Here is an 18,450-nt window from a genome sequence, read left to right on the forward strand (position 1 = left end):
AATTCACACGACGATCGGCCCATCCTCTTCGTGCTCGACCCAAACGGAAATCGTGGTCGGCGGGTGACATTTTCCGGCAGTTCGCTGCAGGTGGGCCGTGAAGCGGGTTCCGGCCTGCTGCTGGACAGTCCTGATGTCAGCCGGAGGCATGCGGTGCTGTGGCAAGAAGGAAACCAAATTTTCGTCGATGACCTGGGTTCCACGGCAGGAACCACGGTGAACGGGACCCGCCTGTACGGACCGCAGGTGCTGTGTGCCGGAGACATCGTCACCTTCGCGTCGACTCGCCTCGAAGTTGGCAAGGCGCCCGGTTCACCACAACGCCAGGAACTGGGTCCGTCCCCGCGCCACGATGCTGCCACCGCTGCGAGAACGCGGTTTGACGTTGGAGATCAGCGCGCGGACTCCATCAACAATATTGGTGGAAACCAGTACAACCTCCAGATTCTTGAGGAACGCCGCAGCCTGCTCCTTGACGTGGCCGCCACAAAAACCCGGGCCCGCTGGATTTTGTTGTCGGGTTTCCTTATCGCACTGGCCGGTGCGTCCTTCTTCGCGGCCGGAATCATTCGGTTCCTCATGGCCGTGGCCGACGCGGCAAGCACCGGCGAAGCACCCGACATCTTCATTGATCCGTTCGGGGTTGAGATCCTCGGACTTCCATCCGGCCTGGCCGGCTGGGCGGTGGCGGGCCTCGGGATGGTCCTGATGCTCGTTGGAGGCGTGCTGCACCTTGTCGCCATCGCGCGGCAAAAGCGCGTGGATCGCGAGCTGCCGCTTCCACCGCATCCGTGAACCCCTAAGGACACAAGATGAGTTTCAATATTGGGAACCAAACAGCCGGCGTGGTCAACAACGTGGCCGGGAACCAGTGGATCTATGGGGACCAGCGGGGAAAAGCTGTGGGCACCGGCGCTGTTCGCGAGGCGGTGCGAAAGTTGCGCGGTGCCGTCGATGACGTCGCCCTCGACGACGCCACGTCCGTTGCCGTGTCCGCGGGCCTGGTCGAGATCGAATCCGAACTCGAGGCCCAGGAACCAGAGCGCTCCCGCGTCAGGGATGCGCTGGAGAAGGTGACGGTGCTGTTGACCTCGGCAGGCGCAATTGCTGCGGCCGGGCAAGCACTGGTCGGACCCATTACGTCGGTGGCCTCTTGGGTCGGAAGCTGGGGCCCCGCCGTGGCCCACCTTCTACGCGTCTAGCGGGAACACACGGCAGCCCGCGCCGGACTGCCTGCGGGCCCCTCCACGGTTGGTGGAACTCAGCGATCCGGCCTGCACTTCGGGCGTATTACTAAGCCGGTTGCCCGGATGTTGTGTAGCAACACAGACGAAGGGCAGGGGTGCCCGGGCAAACTATGGACGCACGCAACGGACCGATAGATGCACGCCTGTCTCGTCGGACCAGATGGCGGTTTCGAAGGCGCCATCGCCCAATGGGACGGCCGCTGTTCCGGACATGAGGTCTCGGGGATCCCGGTTCAGTCGCACGGTTGTTGTCTGCCCAACGGCGTTGGGCCGATGGCCGGCCGCCGCGAGGAGCGCCCCTTCAAGGACGGCGACTTCGTGCAGGAGCGTGCCCGATGGTGAATTCCGGGTGACGATCCGGGCGAACTCCGCGGCCTCGGATTCGAAGTACAACGATCGGGGCGGCGTTGCACTCCAAAATTCGGCCACAAGCCGACTCAGGAGTTCGGGGTCGCCGACGTCGAAGGTTCTGGGCAGCAGGGTCAGCAGCTTGGTGAGGCGCCAACCCTCGTGCAGCTTGCGGGCCAAGGCCATGCCGGCGTCCAGCCCCTGGGACTGCAGCCGCTCCCGCTCAAGCCCCGTCAGACGAGCGGCCAGGTCGCCAAAATCACCTCTGGAATAGGCCCATGCCCGGCGGGAATCCCTGAGCATGGCCAGCTGGGCTTCCTGATACGCGGCCAGGCTCACGACGGCCGCCCATCCGGGGCAGCGAGGCTCACGCGCGCTCGGTCAATTACGCCTGCGAGGCCGTCGGCCCCCACCGTATCGAACCACGACCCCAGCACCTCGAACGTCACACCCCCGAGGTTGCTGCACAGCGGTGCCACGGTGTCCAGCAGTTCCCAGACCTCTGCGGGCGGGATCCCGGAGTGGGCGTCGACATAAAAGTTGTCGATCTCCATCCCACCGGCAATATGTATCTCCCGCACCGCGGTGAGGTCGAGGGCCCTCAGGTACTCGTCGGCGTCCATGACGCCGTTTCGGACATTGACATAAAGGTTGTGCACGTCCAGCAGGATTGAGCCCTCTCCCCAGGCACACAGCCGGTTGAGAACCTCCGGTTCGGAAAGGGTTTCCCCCGGAGTCCGGAAGTAGTAGACGTTGTTTTCCAGCGCCACGGGCAATCCGAGAAGCCCACTCAGGTGCGCCAGGCGGGGCCCTATGAGATCGACGGTCGATTCCTCAAGTGGCACCGGCAGCGTCAACCCGGCGACGACGGAGCCCTCGTCCGTTTCCGCCGCGCTGTAGGCAAGGTGTTCGCTCACCCACGGGCAGTCCAGCCATGCCGCCCAGGACCGAAATTGCTCAACGTACTCCTCGTCCAGCGGCTCGGAACTGCCGATTGACAAGCCAATCCCATGCATCAGTATGGGCATGCGTTCCCGGACGCCCTCAAGCATGCTCCGCACGTCCTTGTCGACGTCGAAGCGCGGCTGGGTTCCCCGCCCCGCGTCGTGCCAGAGGGTGTCCGGGATGATCTCAAGGTAGTCGGCGGGCCAGTCCGCCGAGCGCAGCAACGGATCCAGCACCGGCTGGTAGAGCACGCCAACACCGAGCTTGGGTGGGTTTGTCATGGTCTAGAACCGCTGCTGGAGCCGTTCAAAGATCACGCTGTCAATGGCCAGGCGGTCCAGGCCCGACAGGCATGGCGCACACCCGCGAGGGAAGTTGAAGGTCAATGCCTCCTTGAGCACCTCGACCATCTTGCCGAACTCCATGTCCGGTTCGAGTGCTATGCGTACTTCGCGAATGCCGGGTTCGCGGATCTTCAAAGCCGGGGCATGTTCTGCTTCCATGACCTTTTCCTTACCTGGGTTTGGCAACGACGTTCGGTCGATTCAAGGGACCGATCCGTGGGTGCATTAAACCAAGGCCGGCATTACTCGGCCGTTACCAGAAATGGTCGAACCAGACAAGGCGAACAATCGACTGGCCTCGACTCCGAAGCCGACAGCCCACGGGACCGCGCCAGCTAGTCCGATTCACGATTTGCCATTCGGAATCCGATGACCCCAACGCAGGCTGTAGCTACACCGTCCCGTTGACCACCAACCAGGCCGAACGCGACGTCCCGACCCGTGAATACCCAGCAACGGAGCTTCGGCGGCTGTTGGCGGACTCCCGGGGACCGACCGAGTTCGCCGCCGTCCACTCCTACCTGTCCACCGCCGCCAAATGGGCAAGGACAAGCTTGAGTCACTCACCGGGCTGTCCAGCACCGGTCCCTGCCTGCCACCTACGCAGACCCCCAGCTGAACAGCCGCCACGGAGGATCTTCTGCAAGAAATCTCAGATATTTACATGCTTAAGGCCCACTGGATAATCCACTTCTTTGCAGAAGCCTTCGCCAACGCGCACGGAATGCGTGCTGCGGGGAGGGGTTCATGTTCCACCAAGGTCAGTCCCGGAACATCCCCTTGCACCGATGCACCCCCAACATCTTGCATCCGTGCTGCGATGCGGGTTTTCACCCCAACACCGAGCACTTTTGTACGCGGAGTGGGGTCCCCCGGCTTTCCCGGATACTGGTCGCTCCGCAGTGCTCTACACATTGAATTAGACCAAACGATGGCAAATAATTCGCAGGTTAAGCAAGTGTGAATCTCAAATTCACCCTCGAATTCACCTTCAACCAAATACATACGCAGCATTTGAAGGAACCCTCACCCAACCTGCCTGGGAAAATGCATTAGGCAAGGAACAAACGCCACCCGGAAGGGGTCGGCAGCGTTCAGTGCAAAATCGGCATGTCAGACTCCTATTGCTCCTGTGCCAACGTCCGTTTGGGGAGCATGACTCGCGCCCGCCGAACCCGCGTGGGCCTACTCTGGCCCCACAACGTTCAAGGCATCATCGACAGGCTATCCCCTGGCGGCGGGCCCCGCCCATCCACGTCGAGGAGATCAAAACTGCCGAAGATCGGGGGCACAACAACCAAGGATGCTGACGGCTTCGAGCGCCTTTCTTCAGCTTCCAGGCCTGCCGTCGCTCCCAATGTGCACGGTTCGCGGTCCGTCAGGCAAGCTGCGGCAGCCGCGCGACAGCGGTAGCCACGTGGGTCGCGAAGCGCCCGGCGGCCGCCTTGACCGCGGCGTCTTCCATCCTCAAAGCGAGCCCACCGAGCAGGTTGAGCCGGCTGTGTTCGATCCAGCGGCGGATATCGGGCTGCCCCTGCCAGAGCCGCTCGCTGACCCAGGTGCGGGTGAACATGGTTGCCATGTCGCGGGGCGTGCTGGCGTAGGGGTTCGGCGGGGCCATGCGGTTCTTCTCCGCTGCGTCGTCCCCGTGGGCCTCGATGAAACCCAGGAGCGCGGCGTTGAACGTCGGCGAATTGTGCCGCAGCTGCTGGAGTGTGATGGTGTCGTGGGCGAAAATAGGCACCTGAGGGGAGCTGGCCAGACCGCGCGCGGAGCAGTCGACGACCAGTGTGCCGGGGCCGATGGCCACGTCTCCATCGGTGAGCCGCAGGCGGCCCGCTTCGACGGACTTGACGTGCCCGAGGCGGATCACGTTGTCGATCTGCCGCAGCGCCGACAGCTCGGCGAGGCTCAACATGGTCCCGCGGTACATCGTGGGCTCGATACCGGAATCGATGCGCATCAGCCTGCCAACATCCTCCAGCCGGTGGCACAGGTCTACCAGGGTGCGGGCTTGGGCACCCGCCTGGGCGTCGTCGGCCAGTCCGTTGATGATCGATGCGACCTGGTCCAGGGGCTGCATGCCCGCCCGATCCGTGAACCACATCTCTCGCGGTCTCACCCAGCGGATCCTTTCGGGGTCGATGCCGGCGTCGAGCAGCCACAGACAGGCATCGACCGCTGTCTTGCCGGCACCGATGACGATGAACCCGCGATGCTCCCCCGCCCGCCCGGGCAGCATCCCGATCGGGGCGAACGCCGCGTCCGGATCGACGGCATAGGACGGCACATGGGTGGCGGGCACGGACGCCTCTTGGTATCGGGCATCGACAACGCGGCGGCGCACGCCGATCTGTTCGATCTCTCCGCTCCCCGTGTGGCGGATGCTGGCCGTGCCGCCGTGGTGATCGAGGAACTCACTCCGGGCGAGGAAGTGCGCTCGTCCGGAGGCCTCCAGCCGACTGGCCCGCACGGTCTCGAAGTATGCGCATACCTCGGCACCGGTGGCCTGCTCGTAGAAGCCGGTGTTCCGGCCGGAGGCGATGATCCGGTTTTGGCCCAGCGGCAACGAGTCAACGCCGTAGTACGCCGACGGCGAATGAAGTCGCACAAAGGAATAGGCGTCCCTCCAGTGGCCGCCGACCTTCGCGCGCCGATCAATGAGCAGGACCTCGGCGTCCGATTCGCCGAGCAGCGTGTCAGCGAATGCGAGACCGCTCGCACCCGCCCCGATGATGAGATAATCCGTGGTTTTCACTGTCGATCCCCTATTTGATGCTGCATCAATGATCCCACCGTTTGGGGCGGCTTCAAGGGGGCGGGGGCGTGCTCTTTCCGCCGACCAATTCGTGGTTTCCGCGCGAGAACCGGGGATGGCCAATGCCTTTTGGGAAGCAGTTTCCCTTCAGCTTGTCCGACGGCGGGCGTAGGGTTGGAAACTGACGCGGGGCCGCTCACGACGCCACGCCGCAGCTTTCGGGCCCTGCGGTTCCTGGTTGCGGCTGCGCCCCGGGAGGCAGCCATGCGGGCAGAACATGCAGTGATCATCGGTGCCGGGCCGGCGGGCCTGGCCGCGGCGGCGGCCCTGGGCTCGCGCGGACTTGCTTCCCCGGTGCTGGAACGCGGTGCGGGCCCCGCCGAATCATGGCGCACCAGGCCCGAGAAGCTGCGGTTGAACAGCCGCAGGCGCTCCTCGCAGTTCCGGGGGCTGCGTTATCCGCGCGGCACCGGGACCTTTCCGGGCCGCGACGAGGTCATCGAATATTTCACCCGTTACGCCTCCCTGAAGCGGATCGACATACGCACCGGAACCACGGTCCAGCGGGTCGACGCGCACCCGGGGGGCTGGCTGCTTCAGACCTCCGCCGGTCCCCTCGAGGCACGGCACGTCGTGGTGGCCACCGGGCTCTTCGCCACCCCGGTGATGCCGCCATGGCCGGATCTCGAGTCCTTCCGCGGAACCGCAATGCATTCGGCCGGGTACCGCAACGCCGCGCCCTTCGCCGGGCGCGATGTGGTGGTGGCCGGGGCCGGCACCACGGCGATGGAGATCGCCGCCGAGCTCGTCGCCGGCGGTGCCCGCAGCGTCGCCCTGGCCGTACGCACCCCGCCGAACCTGGTGCCGCGGATCTTTGGCGCATTGCCGGGGGTGAAGTTGATGCTCAGACTGCCGACGGCCCTGGGGGATGCCCAAATGCGGGTGCTGCGCCGCCGGCTCATCGGGAACCTGGAGGCCCACGGGTTGCCCGAGCCGTCCGAGGGACCCTTCGCCCTGCTCAAGCGCACCGGGGCCGGGCCCGCCACCGTGGATCCGGAGCCGCTTGCGGCCATCCGTGACGGGAGCATCCGCGTGGTGGGTGCCGTGGCAGGATTCGGCCGGGACTCCGACCAAGTGCTCCTGGCCGATGGTTCATGGATTCACGCCGACGTCCTCATCGCCGCCACCGGGTTTCGGCCCGGACTCGAATCGATGCTCGGGCACCTCGATGTCTTGGATGAAGCAGGGATCCCGGACCCCGACCGGACCGAGGCAAACGGATTGCATTTCATCGGCTTTGACCGGGTTCCGGGCCAGCTGGTGTTCTGCCCGGCTGCGGCGCGGGTGATAGCCCGGAAAATCACCGCGGACCGACCCCGGAGTTGACTACCCGGCCCGGACCCCGCAACGAGGCGCACTTCGGCGAACGATCCCGGGCGCGGCACCGAACAAGCAAGGCTTCAGCGAACATGCCCACGTTGCCCGCGGCAACGTCGTTTCCGCCATCATGGCACCACCGATACCATGCCGTCCGTCGCGGCACTGCGGTAACGCCGCGGTGACACCCTGATAACTGCACCCGTCCATGCTGGGGTGGGCAAGGGCAATCCTCAAACCGTGCAATGGGCGGGGGGACACGGTGTCGGATTTCAGTATCGTGCACGATGTGGGCCTCGAACTGCGCCGCGGGATCTTCGAGGCGCTCAGCTCCACTCCCGACACCGACTTCGGGCTCGCCGGAAACATTGAACGCATCTCCCTGCAATCCCCCGCCGCCGACCTTGACGACGAAACCCTCGCCACCTTGTACCTGTACCGCTTCGGCATCAGCCCCTTCCTGCGCAACCAGCACCCGTTGCCGGACGCCGAGGACCCGGGGGCGTTCCACCACCCGCCGCTGCCGCTGCAGCTGCATTTCCTGTTCACCCCCGTGTCCAAGGAGGAAACCACCAACCTGCTGCTGTTCGGCCGGGTCCTGCAGCACCTGCACGACTCCGCCACGATGAGCAGCATCAACGGGGAACCGCTGGATGACAGCCATTCCGGGGCCTCCCCGGCACTGCGGGTCAGCCCCGAGCCCCTCGAGCCCGAGGCGCTGTACGGGCTGTGGACCGCGTTCACCACCCCGGTGCGGCTGGGCACCGGCATCCGGGTTGAAACCGTCGCCATCGACAGCGCGCTGCCGGCCGAACACCTGGCCCGCACGCGCACGATGGCGACGGCCCTCGGACTGTCGGGGCGGCAGCCATGATCCGGCTCGCCGAGACGCTCGTTGCCGCCCGGCAGGCCCTGGGCACCGGCCGGGTTGCCGACGCCGTCACCGGCACCGCACTGGAGCACTACTCCATCGAGCTCGGCTACCGCATCGGGCCCGAAAGCGGCAGGTTCCCCGCGCTGCTCGGGCGGCGCCCCAATGGCTGGTTCGTGCTGCAGCTGAGGGCCGCCGACCTTCCCGCGGACCTCGAGACGGCCACCGAGGTGGAGATCACCGCCCGCATCACCGCCCCGGGACGGGAACCGGCCGACGTCGTCCACACCGTGCCAGGCTCGCACTTCGCCATCACCGTCCTCGACCCGGCAGCGCCCTCCGGGATGCGGGTGGCGGCCTTCGCCGGCCCGGTCCTTGATTTCACCGTCCGCCTGAATCCCCCGGCGGCAGCGCTGCGCGGCACCGTCCTGTTCGAGAACGATCCGCGGCACCCGGCGGCCGGCGCCACCGTGCGGGCCGCACCGCTGCCGGGAGCAACCACCGACGCGGCGGGACGCTTCTACATCCCCGCCCTGCCGCTGCTGCGCAGCGTGGAACTTCTTCTCGAACACGGCACCACGCACGCAACCCGCTCGGTGCAGGTGGATTACACCCGCCCGGTCAACATCGCCACCCTGTCCCTGCCCGATACAACTGTGGAGAGCCACCATGCCTGAATACCTGGCGCCAGGCGTCTACGTCGAAGAAGTCCCGTCCACGAACAAGCCGATCCAGGGTGCCAGCACCTCGACGGCCGGCATGGTCGGGCTCACCGACCGCGGTCCGGTCGGGGTTCCCACCCTGGTCACCTCCCTCGCGTCCTACGCCAGGGGGTTCGGCGGAAAACTGGACCCGGCGAACCACCCGCCGGGCTACGCCACCCTGCCCTTCGCCGCCGAGGGCTTCTTCGCCAATGGCGGTTCCCGGCTCTATGTCGTGCGTGTGGTGGGCGGCGCGGCAACATCCTCCTGGTCCGCGCTCTACGCCCCGGAGCCCGGGGGCCCGGGCACCGTGCTGCTGGCACCCAGTGCGACGGGGCGCACCGAAGTGGTGCCCGCCTCGAACACCGGCTTCGCCGCCGACGACATCGTCCTGGTGGGCGGGGCGACGGCCAACGAGCTGGCAGTGGTTGCGTTGCCGGATGCCGGGGCCCGCCACGTGCTGGCCGGGGCGCTGCGCTGGACCTACCCGGTGGCCGCCGCCGTTCAAACCCAGGTCGCCACGGCGCTGGCCGGCACCCTGTCCGCCCAGGCGTTCCCGGGTGCAGCAACCCTGGGAATCACCGATCCGACCGGCATTTCCGAGGGCGAGGATCTGCTGCTGCAGGCCCCCGCGGGCGGCACCGGGGCCGAGTTCATCAGGGTGCTCGGGGTGCAGTCGGTCGGCGAGGGCGCGGAGCAAACCCACACGCTGCTCCTTCAATGGCCACTGGCCGGCGCCTTCGAAGCCGGCAGCACGCTCTCCGCCCTGGCCGCCTCCGCCGACCCGGCCACCACCCTGGTCACGCGCGCAGCCGCCGGAATGGCACCGGGGGTGCTTGAACTCGACGACGCCGCGGCCGCGGCCGCCGGGGCCATCGTGCGGCTGACCGGCGACGGGAGGACGGAAATCGCGCTGGTTGATTCGGTTCCCACCGCCATGTCGCTGGCCGAACCCCTGAAGAGCACCCATGCGTCCGGTTCCGCCCTGGGCGCCCTGTCCCCGGTGCTTGAGGTGCACGCGCGCTGGCCGGGCGAATGGGGCGATTCGTTGCGCCTCACCGTCTCCCCCGCCGCACTGGCCACCACCGAGCTCGCCCAGGAGCTGCGCGTGGACCAGTCGGTGATGCAGGTGGACAACGCCCTGGGCCTGTATCCGGGCTCGGTGCTGGTGCTCGGGGACCTGGCACCGGGGGCCGCCCACGAGGTGCTTGTCGTGCAGTCGGTGGATCGGGATGCCGGAAGCGTCACCCTGCGCGATCCAGCGGCGCAACTGCACCCAGTCGGCACCGCGGTCGCCAGCCGCGAATTCACGCTGCTCGTCGAGCTGGTGGAAAACGACAGGGCCGTCCAGAGCGAGCGGTTCGCCAATCTGTCGCTGGACCCTCTCCATCCGCGCTACGCACCCGGGCAGATCGGCAGCTGGGACGGCGGCACTCCCTCGGAGGCCGGAGGCTCGGAGCTCATCCGCCTCGCCCCGGTCACCGGGGATCCACCGGCCGGCACACTGGTCGCCGACCTTCCCCGGTACCTGTCCGGCGGCAGCGCCGACGCCGCGTCAATCACCGAGGCGGACTTCAAGGGCCGTGCCGCGGTGGATCCCGGGCTGCGCACCGGGATCCAGGCGCTGGAGAACGAGTCGACGCTGAGCATCGTGGCGGTCCCGGGCATCACCTCCCTGGTGGTGCAGCAGGCACTGGTGGCGCATTGCGCGAAGATGCGTTATCGCTTCGCGGTGCTCGATGTGCCCGCGGGCAGCAGCATGAACGGTGCCCTGGCCCATCGGCAGAACTTCGATTCCACCCGCGCGGCGATCTACTACCCGTATCTTTGCGTCTCCAACCCGTTTGGCACCGCGGGGGAAACGTTGGAGCTGGCCCCCTCGGGGCACCTGCTGGGGGTCTATGCCCGCACCGACAACACCCGCGGGGTGCACAAGGCACCTGCCAACGAGGTGCTGCTCAATGTCCTGTCGCTCCGGGTGGCGTTGACCAAGGGCGAGCAGGACATCTTGAACCCGATCAACCTCAATGCCCTGCGCGACTTCCGCAGCGAAAACCGCGGCATCCGCGTCTACGGCGGCCGGGTGGCCACCTCGGATCCGGAGTGGAAGTACATCAATGTGCGCCGGCTGGCGCTGTTCATCGAGCAATCCGTTGACACCGGGCTGCAATGGGCGGTGTTCGAACCCAACGACAAGCCGTTGTGGGATGCGGTGCGCCAATCGGTGACGGGCTTCCTGGACACCGTGTGGCGTTCCGGGGCCCTGCAGGGAACCAAGGCATCCGAGGCGTTCTTCGTGAACATCGGGTACAACGTGACCATGAGCCAGGCCGACATCGACAACGGGATGCTGGTCATCGAGGTGGGCTTCGCCCCGGTCAAACCCGCCGAGTTCGTGATCTTCCGCCTGAGCCAGAAAACCATCGAGGCCACTGCCTAAAGGAGTGAAGCACCATGAGCCCACGCAACGACCCCTTCGCCCAGTTTAATTTCCTGGTCGAAATCAACGGAGTGACCTCCGCCGGGTTCAGCGAGGTCACCGGGATGAATGCCGAGTCCGACATCATCGAATACCGCGAAGGCAGCGATGTCTCCCGGGTGCGCAAGCTGCCGGGCCTGAGCAAGTACGGAGACATCACCCTCAAGCGCGGCCACACGCTGAACCGCGAGTTGTGGGACTGGCGCCAGACCACGCTGGACGGGGCGACCGAACGGCGCAACGGGGCGATCGTGCTGCTCGACGAGGCCCGCCAGCCGCAACTGCGCTGGGAGTTCTTCGAGGGCTGGCTCTCCAAGTACACCCCGTCCCCGATGAACGCCACCACCAACGAGGCTGCCCTGGAAGAAATCGTGCTGGTCTACGAATACATGGCGCAGGTCTAGGAAATAATGGCACCGACACCGTTGGCCCCGGGCCTCTACCGCCAGCCGCTGGCCCCGATCCGGGCGCCGGGGCGGCTGGCACGCGGGGATGTCCCGGCCATGTGCGGCTACGCGGTGCGCGGCCCGGTGAACGCCCCGGCACGGATCTACTCGATGGCCCAGTTCGAGGCGGTCTTCGGCCCGTCGACCGGCTACGGCCACCTGTGGCATGCGCTGAAGGGGTTCTTCGAAACGGGGGGCCGGGCCGCCTACGTGCTGCGGATTGCCACCGGGGCCACCGGCACGGCCGCAACGGCGCTGCCCGCGGCGGGCAACCTGCTCTGGAAGGCGCGGGCCTCCTTCCCGTGGCCCATGATCGACCCGCGCAAGCTGGCCGGCCTGGACGCGGCCGAGGCGGCAGGCTGGCTGCAGGTCTTCGAGCGCCAGCTGGCCCGCGAGGGAGCCCGCAGCGACGACCCCGGAAGCTGGGGCAACGGGCTGTCGCTGCGCATTGCACGCACGGCGCTGGCCCGCACCGAAACCATAATCGATTCAGTGGCCCGCGGCCCGGCGTCCCTGCTGCGCTCGCTGGCCGGCATCGAGGCGTCATCGGTGCTGGAGCTGACCCAGCAGCACGGGCCTTCCCTGCACCGGGTGTTGGCGGTGCCCGCCGGGATCCAGCGCGAACGCTCGGTGGTGCGCTGGGACTCCGAGTCGGTGCTCGACGGATTCGATCCGGCCCGCCCGATCCGGGTGGGTTCGGTTGAATTCGAGGTGCAGGTCTTCCTGGACGCCGTGCCGGTGCAGCGCTTCGCCGCCCTGGCCCCGCACCCGGGGCACTCCCTGGCGCTGGTACCCACCTTGCAGTCCCAGTGCCGGGATCTGGCACTTCTCCCGGTGCCGCGCCTGCCGGTGCCCGGTGGATGGATCGAGGCCGCCGGGGAGCAGGGCGCAGCGCTGCTGGCGCGCGTGGACTGGGCGGATCCGCGCAATTGGCCTCCCGAGGGCACCGTGGCGCTGACCGGGGGCACCGACGGGCTGGAGCAGGTGGGAGCCATGCACTGGTTGGCAGCGCTGCGCCGGGTCGCCGAACTGCCCGACGCGGCGCTTGTCGCCTGCCCCGATGCGGTCCTGGCCGCCACGCTCCCGCCGCCGATCGCCACCCTTGCCGCCGAACCCGTCGACTGCCGCGATCTTTCCGAACGTCCCACCTCCAGGCTGGTCGGACAGGTACTGGGGATCGGACCCGACGGGCGCATCCACCCGGTCGCCGGCGTCGACGTCGACGCCGCGGGCCCCGGGGGCCGGGCCGTCACCGGGACAGACGGCGGCTTCGTGCTCGATCCGGTGTCGGCCGGGGTGCTGGCGCTGCGGCTGCGCCACCGCGAATACGCCCCGCTCGATGTTCCCGCCCAGTCCTCCGCATTCCACGACACCGACCCGGTGCTCTTCACCCTCTCCAGGCTCTCTTCCCCGGCCCCGCTGGGCGAAGAGGCGCTGCTGACGGTGCAGCTTGCCATGTCCGATCCCGCGGTGGTCGGCGGCTACAAGATGGCGCTGCTTGACCCCCCGGGGCCCGAGGACGAGGTCGATGAACTGCTGGGCTGGGCCGCACGGCTCGGTGATTGCCCACGCGGCATCTTCAACGCCCCCTGGCTGCTGCTGCCCGATGCCGCGGGCGGACGCCCCTGCCCGCCGTGCGGGCACGTGGCCGGGGCCTACGCCGCGGCGGAACTTGCGGGAGGCATCCACCATTCGGGGGCCAACCGGCCGCTGCGCTACGTCCAGGGTGCCGCGCTGGCGATCGACGACCAGCGCCAGGGCCTGCTGAACCCCGCCGGGGTCAACGCGGTGCGCATCTTCCCCGGCGCCGGGCTGCGTCTCTACGGCACCCGCACGCTGGCCGGCGAGCCGCAGTGGCAATTCACCACGGTGCGCCGGCTCGTCGACGCCATCGAGAAATCCATCGAACGGATCCTGGCGCCGATCGTGTTTGAGCCGAACCACCAATTCACCCGCAACTACGTGGCAAGCACCGTGGAGACGTTCCTGGGCCGGCTGCACCGCGCCGGGGCGTTGGCGGGGCCCACCCCGGAGGCTTCCTTCCGGGTACGCAGCGATACGGCCAACAACCCGCCGGGCCAGCGCGACGCGGGAGTGCTGCTGGTCGAGGTGGACATCGCCCCGACCGTGCCCTACGAGTTCATCACCTTCCGCATCGGGCATGCCTACGATGCCCTGTCCATCACCGAGGAGTCCTGATGCAACCGCTGCCGGCCTACAACTTCTACATCACGCTCATCGAAACCGACGCCCCGGACTTCATCGCATCCGCCACCTCGCTCGGCGCCCTGGTGCTCGGCGGGTTCAGCGAGGCGCAGGGCCTGGAAAGCGAGATCAGCGTCGAATCGCGACGGGCAGGCGGCATCAACGACAGGGTCTTCCAGTTCCCGGGGACCGCCACCTTCCCGAACCTGGTGCTCAGCCGCGGGATCGGGTTCTCCGAGGACCTGTACCTGTGGCACGAGCAATTCCTGCGCGGGGCCGGCAGCCGACGCGACGGGCTGGTGTTCCTGGCCAACGAGACCCGCATCCCGATCAAGGCCTGGAGGTTCGAGAACGGGATCCCCGTCAAGTGGTCGGGCCCGGCCCTGAACGCCTCCACCTCCGCGGTGGCCATCGAAAAGCTGGAAATCGCCCACGAACGGCTCACCCTGATCCTCAGCCCCGGTGCGGCCCTTGCCGGGGCCGCCGACGCGCTGGGGGTGTGAGATGGCAGTGGACCTGCACATCGGCACCATCCAGGCCCGGGTGACCGGGCCCGCCGCCGACCTGCTGCGCGACGAGGCGTTCATCGCCCGCCTCACCGAGGCGGTGCGCACCGCGCTGGAGGCCGAGCGCCGCATCGAGTCCCAGCGCGCGGCCGATACCGCCCCGCGCGTGAAACGCAGGCTCTGAGCCATGGCACAGTTGAGCCTGCAACCCATGAAACCCAACGGCCGGGAAACCGATGGGGATGCCATCACTGTGCCCTACGCCCCCACCGAGCTGGCCTTCACCAAGGGTGCGAACTACGCCGAGGTGCAGATCCCCGGCCTGGAGCTGCCGCTGCAGCAATTCGTGCGCGGCGAGGCGGAGACCACCAGCCTGGAGATCTTCCTGGATGCCACCGACGGTTCCACCGGATCGGTGACCGCGGCGGTGCGCGAGCTGTACAAGCTGGCCACCATCAAACCGGAAAACCACGCACCGCCACTGGTGCGCCTGGCCTGGGGAACCGACTTCCCCGGGCCCTCACTGGGGGCCAGCGAGGAATCCGAGACCCACTTCCTGGCCGTGGTGCTCTCGGTGGCGCGGCGCTACACGCTCTTTGGCACGGACGGCCAACCGCTGCGCGCGCTGGTGACCCTGTCGCTGCGCCAGTACGCGAACCTCGAGGCGCAGATCACCGCGCTCAGCCTGCAATCGGCCGACCACACCCGCATCCACGTGGTGCAACAGGGCGAGAACCTGCCGCTGATTGCCTTCGACGCCTACGCCGATGCCGCTGCCTGGCGGCTGATCGCCACCCACAACAAGCTCACCGAGGTGCGCGACCTTGTCCCCGGCACCCGGCTGGAACTTCCCCCGCTGCAGGAGTTCCGATGAGCCAGCCGTTCTTCGCCGACCGCCAATTCCACACCCCGGCCTTCAGCCTGGTCCTCAACGGCGCGGACCTCGGCCAGGCGGTGACCCGCGACGTGCTGGAGGTGAGTTTCACCGATGAACTTGAGGTCATCTCTTCCTTCGACTTCTCGCTCTACGACTGGGACGCCGAGGCCCTGCATCCGCGCTACTCCAGCCCATGGGGACCCGACGGCCGCCCGTCGCCGATGGGCACCGGCAGCGGGCAAACGGTCCCGAACTTCGAACCCGGCGCCCGGGTGGACCTGCACTTCGGCTACGTCGAGGAGGGTGCGCTGCCGTTGATGCTGCGCGGCGAGGTGGTCTCGCTCTCCCCCACCTTCCCGGCCAGCGGGGTGCCCACCTGCCGGGTGCGCGCCCTGGAGGCCTTCCAGCGCGGGCTGCAGAAAATCCACGTCGAAGGCAACTACACGGGCACCGACAAGGCGATCATTGCGCGGCTGTGCGCCGACGAGAACATCAAGGTGCGCTTCGCCGCCCTCGAAAATGAGGGCAAGTCCCACGAAAGGGTAGCCATCGACGGGACGCTGTATGACGAAATCGCCACCCGGGCCAAGGAATACGGGCTGCTCATGGTCACCGAGCCCGGTGATCCGCCCGGGCTGTTCCTGGCCGCCCCCACACCCGCGGGCGCCGAACCGGTGGCCGAGCTTCGCTGGGGGGTGAGCCTGAAGGAATTCACCCCGGTGCTCTCCACCGCGGCGGCCGTCGCCGAGGTGGTGGTCCGCCGCGGGGACCCGGAAGTGCCTGCCGCGGACCGGCAACAGGACGTCATACGCCGCTTCAGCGACATCGGGCTGGACCCGGCCGCCATCGGCCCGGCCGGGGTCGCGGACCTGCAATCCGCGGTTCGGGGGATTCGCGAGGTCATCAAGCCCGACGAGGTGCTCAGCGCCGAGGATGCGATCAAGGCCGCCGATGCCCACCTGCGCGAGCTGGCCGGGAGCCTGATCACCGGCAACGGGTCCACCGTGGGGCTGCCCGAGCTGCGCGCCGGGGCGCTGTTGCGGCTTTCCGCGCTGGGGGCGCGCTTCGACGGCACGTACCGAATCACCAAGGCGGTGCACGCCATCGGCGGCTCGGGCTACACCACCACCTTCGCGGTGCGCAAGGAGGTGCTGGGAGCATGAGCGAGGACCTGTCCCCCGCACTGGTGCTGGGCGCCGTGGTGGAAACCCAAGCGGAAACCGACGGGCTGAAGGTGCGCGTGCAGCGCCTCGACCACCCGGCCGGGGTGGAAACCGACTGGATGCGCGTCTCCTCCCCGATGGCCGGGGACGGCCACGGTTTCTGCTTCGTGCCCGAGGTCGGGGACCTGGCCGTGGTGGCGTTCGCCGGGCGGCGCCCGATCGTGCTGGGGTTCATCTACGGCGGCGGCGACGCCACCGCGTCCACCGACCCGCTGCAGCGGATCATCGCCTCAAGGGACGGCAACGCGGTGGTGCTCATCGACGGGGAAAAATCCGGGGTGACGCTGCGCGACAAGCACGGCAACGAGATCCGCATGGACGCGGAGGGGATCAGCATCAAGACCGGCAAGGACCTGCGGCTCGAGGCCGCCGGAACCACCACCATCAAGGGCGCAACCGTGGAGTTGAACCCATGATCATCCAACTGCCCGCCCGTAACCACCTGGCCGCCGCCGAGCTGGCCGGCACCCTGCGCCGCACCCAGGGGGCCGCCGAGCGTGTTCGCGGGGTGCTGGTGCTCAAGGCCGCCTACGACCTCCTGTCCGGGGCCTCGGGCAGCAACATTCCGGTGCCTGCGGCAACCGGTGAAGCAGCGGCCATTGCCTACGCAGACCTCCCCGCCACCGCCGCCGGCACCTTCGAGGCGGCCTATGAGGCGGATATCGCCCCGGAGAAGGCGCGCAGCGACATTGTGGTTGCCGGCTGGGTGCTCCACAGCGCCGACGGCACCGGCGTCGAGGGTGATGTCGAGGTCAACGGGGTCACCTGGATGCAGCGCAGGGTCGCAGACGAAACCGTGGTTCCGGCCCCGGGCGATGCGCGGCGCAACCTGTTCGGCTGGCTTCCGCGCTCCACCGCCCCGCGTGCACTTCAGGACCTGGGCGGGGACGCGGACTCGCCGCTTCCGGCGGCCTACCATGCCCGCTTCAACAACTTCTCCCACCGGGCGGGCGAGAGCGGCCCGCCGGTGTATGCCACGCCCGGTGACCACAACACAATCCCCCTGCCCGCCGGAGCGCTGGTCACGGTTCGCCAGCAAACCCACGGGGATGCAGGCAGCGTGCGCGAATACGCGTTCCTGCTGCCCGATTCACTCCAATACACGGTCCGGCTGCGCGCCTACTGCGGCCACGGGCCGGATGCGGCACGGCATTGGAAGGTCGCCGGGCTCGTGCCGTTGCAATGCGACACGTTGATTGTCCGCCCGCAGCAGCGCCGCATGCTGCTGCTGTGGCGGGCCGAATGGGACCCGGAAACGGAGCCGGCCGCCAATTGGCGCATGCTCCAGGTCCTGGAGGGGAGCCACTGACATGGCACAACCAATCGCCACCACCACGGGGATCTGCTTCGCATTCCCGGATGTGCTCAACACGCCCAGTGGTCCGTCCATGGTGCCCATGCCCTACCCGAATATCGCCCAGCTCTCCGCGGCCGGGGATGTTGCCGGCAACGTCAACGCCGGGGGCAAGCCGGTGGTCCTCAAGGGCAGTTCGATCGATTCCTCGTCCGGCGGGGAGGCCGGCACAGGCAAGGCCGCGTCCAACGGCGCCCAGCTGGGAGCCTGCATCTTCGGCTCGGCGTCCGCCACCGTCAAGGCCAACGGACAGGGCATCGTGCGCCAAGGCGACAGCACCGCGCAGAACTGCCTGTCAAAGACCGATTCAAGCGGAAACGCGGTCGGCCAGGTCATGGTGGGCCTGCCAACCGTGCTGGTGGGTGGTTGAGGATGAACGACATCCTGGGCACCGGCTGGCGCTTCCCGATCCGCGTCAATGCCCGCGGCGGTCTTGACTACTCCGGCGGGGAGGCATCGATCGCCGAGGCGATCTGGATCATCCTCTCCACCCCGCGCCGCAGCCGGATCATGGAGCCCGCCTTCGGCTGCGGAATCCACGAGCAGGTCTTCGCCCCCGGCGGGGCAGCCACCCGCGCGGGGATCGAGGCGGACGTTCGCGCCGCCCTGGTGCGCTGGGAACCGCGCATCGACGTGCTGCGCGTGGTGGCCACGGCGCACCACGACGAGCCGAACGCGCTGCTGGTCGAGGTCGACTACCGGGTGCGGGCGAACAACGCCCAGGGCAACATCGTCTACCCGTTCTACATCAATGAACGATCGGTGTGAG

The 18,450-nt window shown here is 67.9% G+C and carries 20 protein-coding genes and 1 pseudogene; 17 read left to right on the forward strand and 4 right to left on the reverse strand.

Translation table 11 applies throughout. The annotated features are described in order from the left end of the window. The first annotated feature begins 30 nt into the window (after positions 1–30). On the forward strand, positions 31–795 hold the full coding sequence (locus tag JOF46_RS15300; protein ID WP_209908444.1) for an FHA domain-containing protein: 765 nt from the start codon (positions 31–33) through the stop codon (positions 793–795). Positions 796–812: 17 nt separating this feature from the next. After that, complete coding sequence (locus tag JOF46_RS15305) at positions 813–1,202, forward strand: hypothetical protein (RefSeq protein ID WP_209908445.1); 390 nt, start codon at positions 813–815, stop codon at positions 1,200–1,202. A 153-nt stretch (positions 1,203–1,355) separates the two neighbouring features. On the opposite strand, the gene JOF46_RS15310 is transcribed toward JOF46_RS15305, so the two are convergent. The 3 genes from JOF46_RS15310 to JOF46_RS15320 are packed head-to-tail and all read right to left on the reverse strand — an operon-like array spanning position 1,356 to position 3,043. Beyond that, positions 1,356–1,934, reverse strand: coding sequence for a hypothetical protein (locus tag JOF46_RS15310; RefSeq protein ID WP_209908446.1), 579 nt, complete (start codon positions 1,932–1,934; stop codon positions 1,356–1,358). Further along, entirely contained in the window at positions 1,931–2,821 is an 891-nt protein-coding gene (locus JOF46_RS15315; RefSeq protein WP_209908447.1) for an MbnB/TglH/ChrH family RiPP precursor modification enzyme, read from the reverse strand. Before JOF46_RS15315 ends, JOF46_RS15310 begins: the two co-directional genes overlap by 4 nt. Positions 2,822–2,824: 3 nt before the next feature. Continuing rightward, positions 2,825–3,043 carry a hypothetical protein gene (locus tag JOF46_RS15320; protein WP_209908448.1) on the reverse strand — a complete coding sequence of 73 codons (219 nt, stop codon included), beginning with the start codon at positions 3,041–3,043 and terminating at the stop codon, positions 2,825–2,827. Positions 3,044–3,279: 236 nt separating this feature from the next. Between JOF46_RS15320 and JOF46_RS22325 the strand changes: the two are divergent. Then, a pseudogene (locus tag JOF46_RS22325) lies at positions 3,280–3,503 on the forward strand (IS66-like element ISFsp10 family transposase); the annotation flags it as partial. Between the two features lie 759 nt (positions 3,504–4,262). Here JOF46_RS22325 and JOF46_RS15325 read toward each other — a convergent pair. Then, positions 4,263–5,642, reverse strand: coding sequence for an NAD(P)-binding protein (locus JOF46_RS15325; RefSeq protein WP_209908449.1), 1,380 nt, complete (start codon positions 5,640–5,642; stop codon positions 4,263–4,265). Positions 5,643–5,906: 264 nt separating this feature from the next. Between JOF46_RS15325 and JOF46_RS15330 the strand changes: the two genes are divergently transcribed. The 14 genes from JOF46_RS15330 to JOF46_RS15395 all read left to right on the forward strand — a co-directional run bounded on the left by JOF46_RS15330 (position 5,907) and on the right by JOF46_RS15395 (position 18,449). Further along, positions 5,907–7,028 (forward strand): flavin-containing monooxygenase, encoded by a 1,122-nt coding sequence (locus JOF46_RS15330; RefSeq protein ID WP_209908450.1) that lies wholly within the window; start codon positions 5,907–5,909, stop codon positions 7,026–7,028. 253 nt (positions 7,029–7,281) lie between these two features. Then, positions 7,282–7,893: a Pvc16 family protein gene (locus JOF46_RS15335; protein ID WP_209908451.1), complete on the forward strand. Its 612-nt coding sequence runs from the start codon at positions 7,282–7,284 to the stop codon at positions 7,891–7,893. Beyond that, the gene (locus JOF46_RS15340; protein ID WP_209908452.1) at positions 7,890–8,567 is read left to right on the forward strand and encodes a peptidase associated/transthyretin-like domain-containing protein; all 678 of its coding nucleotides are present in this window, start codon (positions 7,890–7,892) and stop codon (positions 8,565–8,567) included. Before JOF46_RS15335 ends, JOF46_RS15340 begins: the two co-directional genes overlap by 4 nt. Further along, positions 8,560–11,031 (forward strand): phage tail sheath subtilisin-like domain-containing protein, encoded by a 2,472-nt coding sequence (locus tag JOF46_RS15345; RefSeq protein ID WP_209908453.1) that lies wholly within the window; start codon positions 8,560–8,562, stop codon positions 11,029–11,031. Before JOF46_RS15340 ends, JOF46_RS15345 begins: the two co-directional genes overlap by 8 nt. 14 nt (positions 11,032–11,045) lie before the next feature. Further along, complete coding sequence (locus JOF46_RS15350; protein ID WP_209908454.1) at positions 11,046–11,474, forward strand: phage tail protein; 429 nt, start codon at positions 11,046–11,048, stop codon at positions 11,472–11,474. A 6-nt stretch (positions 11,475–11,480) separates the two neighbouring features. Further along, entirely contained in the window at positions 11,481–13,715 is a 2,235-nt protein-coding gene (locus tag JOF46_RS15355; protein ID WP_209908455.1) for a phage tail sheath C-terminal domain-containing protein, read from the forward strand. Beyond that, the gene (locus JOF46_RS15360) at positions 13,715–14,224 is read left to right on the forward strand and encodes a phage tail protein (protein ID WP_209908456.1); all 510 of its coding nucleotides are present in this window, start codon (positions 13,715–13,717) and stop codon (positions 14,222–14,224) included. The genes JOF46_RS15355 and JOF46_RS15360 overlap by 1 nt, the downstream gene beginning before the upstream one ends. A 1-nt stretch (position 14,225) precedes the next feature. Continuing rightward, entirely contained in the window at positions 14,226–14,411 is a 186-nt protein-coding gene (locus JOF46_RS15365) for a hypothetical protein (protein WP_209908457.1), read from the forward strand. A 27-nt stretch (positions 14,412–14,438) separates the two neighbouring features. Beyond that, positions 14,439–15,101, forward strand: coding sequence for a CIS tube protein (locus JOF46_RS15370; RefSeq protein WP_209908458.1), 663 nt, complete (start codon positions 14,439–14,441; stop codon positions 15,099–15,101). Further along, positions 15,098–16,267, forward strand: a complete 1,170-nt coding sequence (locus JOF46_RS15375) for a phage late control D family protein (protein ID WP_209908459.1) — start codon at positions 15,098–15,100, stop codon at positions 16,265–16,267. Before JOF46_RS15370 ends, JOF46_RS15375 begins: the two co-directional genes overlap by 4 nt. After that, positions 16,264–16,743, forward strand: a complete 480-nt coding sequence (locus JOF46_RS15380; protein ID WP_209908460.1) for a phage baseplate assembly protein V — start codon at positions 16,264–16,266, stop codon at positions 16,741–16,743. The genes JOF46_RS15375 and JOF46_RS15380 overlap by 4 nt, the downstream gene beginning before the upstream one ends. Then, positions 16,740–17,636 (forward strand): hypothetical protein, encoded by an 897-nt coding sequence (locus JOF46_RS15385; protein ID WP_209908461.1) that lies wholly within the window; start codon positions 16,740–16,742, stop codon positions 17,634–17,636. Before JOF46_RS15380 ends, JOF46_RS15385 begins: the two co-directional genes overlap by 4 nt. A 1-nt stretch (position 17,637) precedes the next feature. Then, complete coding sequence (locus tag JOF46_RS15390; protein WP_209908462.1) at positions 17,638–18,051, forward strand: PAAR-like domain-containing protein; 414 nt, start codon at positions 17,638–17,640, stop codon at positions 18,049–18,051. 2 nt (positions 18,052–18,053) lie between these two features. After that, entirely contained in the window at positions 18,054–18,449 is a 396-nt protein-coding gene (locus JOF46_RS15395; RefSeq protein WP_209908463.1) for a GPW/gp25 family protein, read from the forward strand. The last annotated feature ends 1 nt before the right edge of the window (position 18,450 follow it).

Origin of the sequence: Paeniglutamicibacter psychrophenolicus, assembly GCF_017876575.1 — a bacterium.
GTDB lineage: Bacteria > Actinomycetota > Actinomycetes > Actinomycetales > Micrococcaceae > Paeniglutamicibacter > Paeniglutamicibacter psychrophenolicus.

Coding starts and splice junctions, on each gene's coding strand:
- JOF46_RS15305 (WP_209908445.1), top strand. CDS start 813: ATGAGTTTCAATATTGGGAACCAAACAGCCGGCGTGGTCAACAACGTG.
- JOF46_RS15360 (WP_209908456.1), top strand. CDS start 13,715: ATGCAACCGCTGCCGGCCTACAACTTCTACATCACGCTCATCGAAACC.
- JOF46_RS15365 (WP_209908457.1), top strand. CDS start 14,226: ATGGCAGTGGACCTGCACATCGGCACCATCCAGGCCCGGGTGACCGGG.
- JOF46_RS15345 (WP_209908453.1), top strand. CDS start 8,560: ATGCCTGAATACCTGGCGCCAGGCGTCTACGTCGAAGAAGTCCCGTCC.
- JOF46_RS15390 (WP_209908462.1), top strand. CDS start 17,638: ATGGCACAACCAATCGCCACCACCACGGGGATCTGCTTCGCATTCCCG.
- JOF46_RS15330 (WP_209908450.1), top strand. CDS start 5,907: ATGCGGGCAGAACATGCAGTGATCATCGGTGCCGGGCCGGCGGGCCTG.
- JOF46_RS15375 (WP_209908459.1), top strand. CDS start 15,098: ATGAGCCAGCCGTTCTTCGCCGACCGCCAATTCCACACCCCGGCCTTC.
- JOF46_RS15315 (WP_209908447.1), bottom strand. CDS start 2,821: ATGACAAACCCACCCAAGCTCGGTGTTGGCGTGCTCTACCAGCCGGTG.
- JOF46_RS15350 (WP_209908454.1), top strand. CDS start 11,046: ATGAGCCCACGCAACGACCCCTTCGCCCAGTTTAATTTCCTGGTCGAA.
- JOF46_RS15340 (WP_209908452.1), top strand. CDS start 7,890: ATGATCCGGCTCGCCGAGACGCTCGTTGCCGCCCGGCAGGCCCTGGGC.
- JOF46_RS15320 (WP_209908448.1), bottom strand. CDS start 3,043: ATGGAAGCAGAACATGCCCCGGCTTTGAAGATCCGCGAACCCGGCATT.
- JOF46_RS15395 (WP_209908463.1), top strand. CDS start 18,054: ATGAACGACATCCTGGGCACCGGCTGGCGCTTCCCGATCCGCGTCAAT.
- JOF46_RS15355 (WP_209908455.1), top strand. CDS start 11,481: ATGGCACCGACACCGTTGGCCCCGGGCCTCTACCGCCAGCCGCTGGCC.
- JOF46_RS15385 (WP_209908461.1), top strand. CDS start 16,740: ATGATCATCCAACTGCCCGCCCGTAACCACCTGGCCGCCGCCGAGCTG.
- JOF46_RS15370 (WP_209908458.1), top strand. CDS start 14,439: ATGAAACCCAACGGCCGGGAAACCGATGGGGATGCCATCACTGTGCCC.
- JOF46_RS15380 (WP_209908460.1), top strand. CDS start 16,264: ATGAGCGAGGACCTGTCCCCCGCACTGGTGCTGGGCGCCGTGGTGGAA.